Annotated in this window: 7 protein-coding genes; 6 read left to right on the forward strand and 1 reads right to left on the reverse strand. The window is 45.5% G+C overall.

Annotated features, from left to right (window positions below; translation table 11 throughout):
• Positions 1–91 precede the first annotated feature (91 nt).
• Complete coding sequence (locus ADF75_RS01800) at positions 92–1615, reverse strand: ATP-binding cassette domain-containing protein (RefSeq protein WP_048788941.1); 1524 nt, start codon at positions 1613–1615, stop codon at positions 92–94.
• A 318-nt stretch (positions 1616–1933) separates the two neighbouring features.
• Between ADF75_RS01800 and hemW the strand changes: the two genes are divergently transcribed.
• Genes hemW through ADF75_RS01830 form a run of 6 tightly spaced genes read left to right on the forward strand, consistent with a single transcriptional unit; the run spans position 1934 to position 6866 of the window.
• Positions 1934–3064: a radical SAM family heme chaperone HemW gene (hemW, locus tag ADF75_RS01805; RefSeq protein WP_048788942.1), complete on the forward strand. Its 1131-nt coding sequence runs from the start codon at positions 1934–1936 to the stop codon at positions 3062–3064.
• A 3-nt stretch (positions 3065–3067) separates the two neighbouring features.
• The gene (locus ADF75_RS01810; RefSeq protein ID WP_048788943.1) at positions 3068–3826 is read left to right on the forward strand and encodes an acyl-ACP thioesterase domain-containing protein; all 759 of its coding nucleotides are present in this window, start codon (positions 3068–3070) and stop codon (positions 3824–3826) included.
• Positions 3808–4512 (forward strand): hypothetical protein, encoded by a 705-nt coding sequence (locus ADF75_RS01815; RefSeq protein WP_239665190.1) that lies wholly within the window; start codon positions 3808–3810, stop codon positions 4510–4512. Before ADF75_RS01810 ends, ADF75_RS01815 begins: the two co-directional genes overlap by 19 nt.
• Entirely contained in the window at positions 4502–5272 is a 771-nt protein-coding gene (locus tag ADF75_RS01820; RefSeq protein ID WP_048788944.1) for a TIGR01457 family HAD-type hydrolase, read from the forward strand. Before ADF75_RS01815 ends, ADF75_RS01820 begins: the two co-directional genes overlap by 11 nt.
• On the forward strand, positions 5265–5894 hold the full coding sequence (locus ADF75_RS01825) for a TIGR01906 family membrane protein (RefSeq protein WP_048788945.1): 630 nt from the start codon (positions 5265–5267) through the stop codon (positions 5892–5894). The genes ADF75_RS01820 and ADF75_RS01825 overlap by 8 nt, the downstream gene beginning before the upstream one ends.
• Before the next feature lie 12 nt (positions 5895–5906).
• Positions 5907–6866, forward strand: a complete 960-nt coding sequence (locus tag ADF75_RS01830; RefSeq protein WP_048788946.1) for a CPBP family intramembrane glutamic endopeptidase — start codon at positions 5907–5909, stop codon at positions 6864–6866.
• The last annotated feature ends 91 nt before the right edge of the window (positions 6867–6957 follow it).

Below are 6957 nucleotides of genomic sequence, written 5' to 3' on the forward strand. Positions count from 1 at the left end.
CAGCGTAGTAGAGCCCACTCAACCACTGCGTCTTGCTCGACAATCCAAAGACAATTGAAAGGCTAGGACTTTTGTCCCAGCCTTTTTTACGTTAGAGCGACTCTATCTCTACGAAGCCATTTTCAGTCAGACGATAGATCTTTTTGCAGACTTCGTTGAGGAAGGTCCGATCGTGGGAGACTGTAACCAGTCCGCCTGCGTAGTCTGCGAATAGGCGTCGAATTTCTGGTTGGGATGTAGGGGAAAAATTACGAGTAGGCTCGTCCAAGAGCAGAAACTGGGGTCTTGTGAGTACTAATTGAAGGAGAAAGAGTTTTCCTTGCTGGCCACCAGAAAGTTCAGAGATAGGATGGTGCATTTCAGAATAGGTAAAGTTGAGAGAGGCTAAATGCAATTGAATGGTATTGATTTCTTCGCGATCGCCTGAATGCTGTAAAAATTGAACCGGAGTCTGAGTTAGAGGGAGGCGTTCAGTGTAATCTTGAGGCATATAGGCAGTGCGGATGCTCTCATTCTTCCGTAAGATCTCCCAGATCATTTTTAGGAAAGTGGATTTCCCTACACCGTTGGAACCGATAATCCCTATCTTATCCTGCCCTTGAAGAGAGAGGGAGAGGTTCTTTACTAGGACACGGTCACCAATTGCGAGCTCTTCCTGATCTAAGAGAAGGACACGTTTTTGAGGAGACAAGGGAGTGAGGGAAGGGAAATGCAGATTGATGATTTCCTCATCATAGGGTTGGGAAGTCATGGATTGGAATTCTCTCTCGTAGCGCTTTTCCTGGGAGAGGAGGGACTTCATTTTCTTTGCCAGGAGACGTCCAGCAGTGCTATCTTTGGTATTTCGTAAGGAAGCTTCGACTTGTTGACGGACGCGACGGTGCTTTTCCATGGTTTTCTGGTAGGCTCGTTGATCGTTGGCAGCTTGCTGAGACTGTTGCTTAAATTGTTGTTCTCTCTGGCTACTGTAGTCTTGATAGCCTAGGTGTTCCACGATGGTTTCAGCCTCCTTGCGGTGTTTGATCTGTCTGAGGTGGATGATTGTATCCGCCGTCTGAGTCAAAAAATCCTCATGATGGGAAATAAATATTATGGTTTGGGGGCTCGTTTGGATCATCTGCTGGAGCCAATCCAAGGTCTCCAAATCCAGATCATTTGAAGGTTCATCTAAAAATAGCAATTCATGAGGACAACAAAGCTCGTGAAGCAGTTGGACCTTGAGGGTTTCTCCTCCAGATAGACTTCCGATAGTTTGATCGCTTGTAAAGCGCTCGCTATTAAAATGCAATTGATCTGCCAGTCTGTAGAGGGTGGCATAGTCTAACTCGTCCTCTCCAAAAAAGTATTCTTCCAAGGTTTTTCCATTCATAGCTTTCGGTAAAGTCTGGGGAATATAGGCATAGGAGTGAAAGGAAGTGGTGATTTCGCCTTCTATGGTCAGATAATCTGGTAGAGATTTTGGGGACATGAGGACCTGAAGTAAGGAAGATTTTCCATTCCCTTCTTCGCCAATAATAGCAACTTTTTCTCCTTCATGAATGGTCAGGGAAAGATCTCGAACCAGATCTCGTAAATCTTTTGTATGTCGGATAGTGAGGTGGGATAGTTTTAGCATAAGATTCCTTTCTACTGGGACAAAAAACAGCTCTACCTATTTAGTAGAGCTGTATTCAAGTGAAACCCAAGCAGAAAAAGACCTTATTTTGCCAACAAAAGGTTGGAAATTAGGCGAGAGGGTACACAAAAAGAGATAGAACAAGCAGTCCACTAAATAAAGTATCTTATTTAACGAAACTTAGTTGTTCATATCTCCTTACCTCCGAATGTGATTAGCTTTATTCTAATCCTTTCATTCCTTCTTGTCAAGGAAATCCTTGTTTCCCCCTCTTTTTTCTGCTCGGGCTTTGGTCGGAAATGTGGTATAATAAAGGTTATGCAAGCTAAACCGTCTTCTGCCTATGTGCATATTCCATTTTGTACCCAGATTTGTTATTATTGTGACTTTTCTAAGGTTTTTATCAAGAATCAACCGGTCGATGCCTATCTTGAACACTTAATCCAGGAGACTCGATCGTATGAGATTGGCAAACTTCGGACTCTCTACATTGGTGGAGGGACTCCGACAGCCCTATCTGCCCAGCAGCTGGCCTATCTCTTGACAGAATTGCCCAAGGTCATGGATCTATCGGAGGTAGAAGAGTTTACCATCGAGGCCAATCCAGGAGATTTGGATCCGGATAAGATCGCAGTCCTCAAGGACTCTCAGGTTAATCGGGTCTCTCTGGGCGTCCAAACCTTTGATAATAAAATGCTGAAGAAGATTGGTCGGAGCCACCAAGAGCAAGATATTTATGACAATATCCGCCACCTCAAGCAGGCTGGCTTTGACAATATTTCCATCGACTTAATCTATGCTCTGCCGGGTCAGACCATGGACCAGGTCAAGGAAAATGTCGCTAAGGCCATCGACCTGGACATTCCCCATATGAGCCTCTATAGCTTGATTTTAGAGAACCACACGGTCTTTATGAATCGCATGAGACGGGGCAAGCTTCCTCTACCGAAAGAAGAGTTGGAAGCAGAGATGTTTGAGTACATCATTGAAGAGTTGGAAAAAGCAGGCTTTGAGCATTATGAGATTTCCAATTTCTCCAAGCCTGGCTTTGAAAGTCGCCACAATCTGGTCTACTGGGATAATGCAGAATACTATGGTCTAGGAGCAGGAGCTTCTGGCTATGTGGACGGGATTCGCTACAAGAACCACGGGCCTATCCGGCATTATCTAGAGGCTGTTGAAGCAGGTAAGGCTCGAATCACAGAGGAACACCTGACACTGGAAGAGAAGATGGAAGAGGAGTTGTTCCTAGGTCTACGGAAAAAGACAGGTGTGTCCAAGGCACGTTTTGAAGAAAAATTCGGTGTGTCCTTTGACCAACGCTATGGACAAGTGGTGGCCAGTCTGACGGAGCAGGGCCTTTTGGTTCCAGATGACAAGCAAGTTCGGATGACCAAGAGAGGTTTGTTTCTTGGTGATACCGTAGCAGAGAAATTTATATTGGAGTAAACGATGGCTAAAATTTATCAGTATGACATGAAAGTTCCTTTTGATATGAGCGATGTGAATGGCTTTATCAAGATGCCACAGCTCATCCTCCTGTCCTTGCAGGTCTCAGGCATGCAGTCCATGGAGCTGGGTGTCAGTGACAGGGACCTGCTCGAACAGCGCAATCTAGTCTGGATCATCACCGACTATGACATCACGGTTCATCGCCTACCGGTCTTTAATGAACTAATTACCATTGAGACTCAAGCACTCGCCCACAATCGTCTCTTTTGCTACCGTTCCTTTGTTGTCAGAGACCAGAAGGGGGAAGCCATCGTCGAGATGGTAGCGACCTTTGTCTTGATGGACCGGGACAGCCGCAAGGTCCAATCTGTACCAGAAGAGATCACAGAGCCATATGAATCACCATTTGAGAAGAAGATCCGCCGTGGTCCACGCTATCCAGAGCTAAATGGAGCCATGGAGCAGGACTACCATGTGCGTTTCTATGATCTCGATATGAACGGCCATGTCAACAACAGCAAGTACTTGGACTGGGTCTTTGAAGTAATGGGAGCGGAATTCCTAACCCAGCATATCCCTAAACGGGTCCATCTCAAGTATGTCAAGGAAGTCTTGCCTGGAGGCATGATCACCTCTAGCGTCGAGCGGGAAGGGATGATCAGTAACCATGTCATCTCATCAGAAGGCCAAATCCACGCCCAAGCCCTCATTACTTGGGAAGAAATAGATAAGGAAACATTATGGAAAAGCGAAGATTAAAACAGAAAAAAGAAGACTTGATGGAGGTTCAACGGCGGGTTGTTGCTTATGCTCGTCGTAAGAAAAATCCCCTCTATGTGTTGGGAGATGGTTTCTTGACCTTAGTCGCAGCCTTTTATATCTTTATTGAAGAAGCGGTTCGTTTTGTCCGCTATCGGTTGAGTTTTGAAGCCTTTCTTCGTTTTCTCAAGGAAGATGTACGCTGGTATCGTGTCTGGATTCATTTGATTTTAGCCTTTATCCTACCTGTCGTTGTCTTTTCCTTAAGTATCACCAGCCAATCGGGTAGCTTCTGGAGTAACTTCTTTGATAAGCTCTCCCAAGGTGTCCTCTTCAGTACGACTATCAGCCTTGCAGCGACCTTAATGACAGATTTCATCGAGACTATGAAACCTATCCAGGCAGGGAAAGAAAGCAATGAGGAAAAAGAGTCCAGCGTCTATACCATCACCATTGATCAGGCTAAGATCGGTGGCTTGATGGTGACCATCGTCATCTTGATGATTTCATCCTTCCTCTTTACTCAGGCTGGAAAAGCAAGCATCAATTTCTTCGGTCTGGTCCTTCAATTTGCCTTATACGGGGCTTGCTTGCTTCTGTATGGAGCAGGAGGCCAGTTTCAAGATCAGGACAAAGTAGCAGAGGAAGCAAGTGAAAAAGGAGACCAAGAATCCCATGACTTATAAGGGTTATTTAATTGACTTAGATGGAACCATCTACAAGGGCAAGGAGCGGATCCCAGCTGGGGAAGCCTTTGTCCACGAATTGCAAGAGCGTCAAATCCCCTATCTCTTTGTGACCAACAATACTACCCGGACGCCGGAAATGGTTCAAGAGATGCTGGCAGGCCAGTTCAATATCGAAACGACACTGGATACCATCTATACAGCGACACTAGCAACCATTGATTATATGGTGGACATGAATCTTGGGAAAACTGCCTATGTCATTGGAGATGTAGGCTTGAAACAGGCCATTGCTGAGGCAGGCTTTGTCGAAGATACGGTAAATCCAGCCTATGTCGTGGTGGGTCTCGACTGGGAAGTGGACTACGAGAAATTCTCCATTGCGACCTTGGCTATTCAAAAGGGAGCCCATTTTATCGGGACAAATCCAGACCTCAATATCCCGACAGAGCGGGGAATGATGCCAGGGGCTGGTGCTTTAAATGCCCTGATTGAAGCGGCGACGCGCGTGAAGCCGACCTTTATCGGTAAGCCCAATGCTATCATCATGGATAAGGCCATCGCTCACCTGGGACTAGAGCGCGAAGAAGTGGTCATGGTAGGGGACAATTACCTGACCGACATTCGAGCAGGAATCGACAATGGTATCCCTACTTTGCTGGTGACCACTGGCTTTACCAAGCCAGAAGAAGTGCCAGACCTACCCTTGCCACCAACGCATGTCTTATCTAGCTTAGCGGAGTGGGATTTCGATGCGTGATCGGTTAAAAGTAACTGGCTTTGTCCTCTGGCTCTTAGCAACGGTGATTTTGGGGACCATTCTAGTAGCCTGGGTGATCTATCCCATGGAGATTAGCTGGTTACGAATTCAGAATCGGACCGGTTTGGCTCCTGCAGTCATTCAGAAGAATTTTCAAATCCTCATGCAGTATTTGACCAGTCCTTTTACCTGGAAGCTGGAAATGCCGGATTTTCCATCCTCTCCAGATGGGCTTCATCATTTCCAAGCAGTCAAATACCTCTTTCACCTGACCCAGGTCTTGTTCTTGGTCTTGTTGCCAGTAGTTATACGATTTATTCGAACAGTGATGCGTAAGGGTTACGCAGGCCTCTATCGCCCTTTATTTGGTGGGATGGTTCTCTTGCCGATTATCATAGGAGGAGTGACCCTCTTTATTGGTTTTGATCAATTCTTTACCCTCTTTCACCAAGTCCTCTTTGTCGGAGATGCTACCTGGCTCTTTGATCCTTATCGGGATCCGATTATTCTAGCTTTACCGGAGGACTATTTCCTACATGCCTTTCTGATTTTCTTTGTTTTGTATGAAGGGGCTTTTGGATGGTGCTACGGGTGGAGTCGGAAAAGAAAAACAGTAGATTAGTGGAGTGAATGGATGAAACAGTTCAATCGATTTATAGATCCCAAAAAGGATTTGGGAAGCTTTTCAGGGATGGTTTGCCTCTATCTCTTGGTCATGGTCTTTGTCAACATCATTTCGACCTTTGCCGTTACCCTCTTTATGTTTGGACGGTATGGATTGGAGATGGCAGAGAAGCAGGAGTATGTAGAAAAAATCATCAATGGAAATGGGATTAGCTACTTGATATCTGTCAGTATAGGTGTCCTCCTATTTGCCCTTTATCGGCAAGGATCCCTCTTTAAAGGAGATGTGAGACAAAAGGGACGCAAGATGACCTGGCAGACTTTCTTAGTGTTCATTGCCTTCTTGGGGTTTGCCCAATTGGCTTCTAGTGCCTTATCTCAGCTCTTAGACCACATGATGGAAACCTTGGGCTTTTTCAAGCCTCAAGAGGACATGTCTGAACAACTCAGCCAATCTTGGAGTCTCTTGCTCTATGCGACCCTAATCGGTCCTATCACAGAGGAATTGGTATTCCGGGCAGCTGGACTGAGAGCCTTAGAAAAGTATGGAAAAGTCTTTGCGATCGTCATGACAGCCTTGGCTTTTGGAATGTTCCATGCCAATTTTGATCAGTTGTTCTTTGCGACGATTATCGGCTTTGGCTTTGGTTATTTGACCTTCGAGTATTCGATCTGGTGGGCTATTTTCTACCATATCTTTAACAACCTAGTCCTCTCTCAAGGGCTTCATTACCTCGGCACGCATGTCAATATGAATGTAGCCGAGTGGGTTCAAATTCTTGTCTTTTTAGGGGGAACCATCGCCTTTACCATCGTCTTGATTTTAAAGAGAAAAGCTATTTTTCACTACATTCAAGAAAACCGACCAGCACCAGGCGTCTTCCAAAGAAGCATGTATTCCTTCTGGTTCTGGGTCTTGGTCCTTGGGACAACTCTTATGTCCTTACTTCCTTACCTAAGAGGCTATTAATATCAAGAGGGATCGTTTTAGCTCTCTCTCAAATTGAAGATAAAATCTTCTGAAAAACTTTCCTTAGGTGAGTACGGACGTCAGCGAACTT

This window comes from Streptococcus sp. 1171_SSPC (assembly GCF_001069335.1).
GTDB lineage: Bacteria > Bacillota > Bacilli > Lactobacillales > Streptococcaceae > Streptococcus > Streptococcus xiaochunlingii.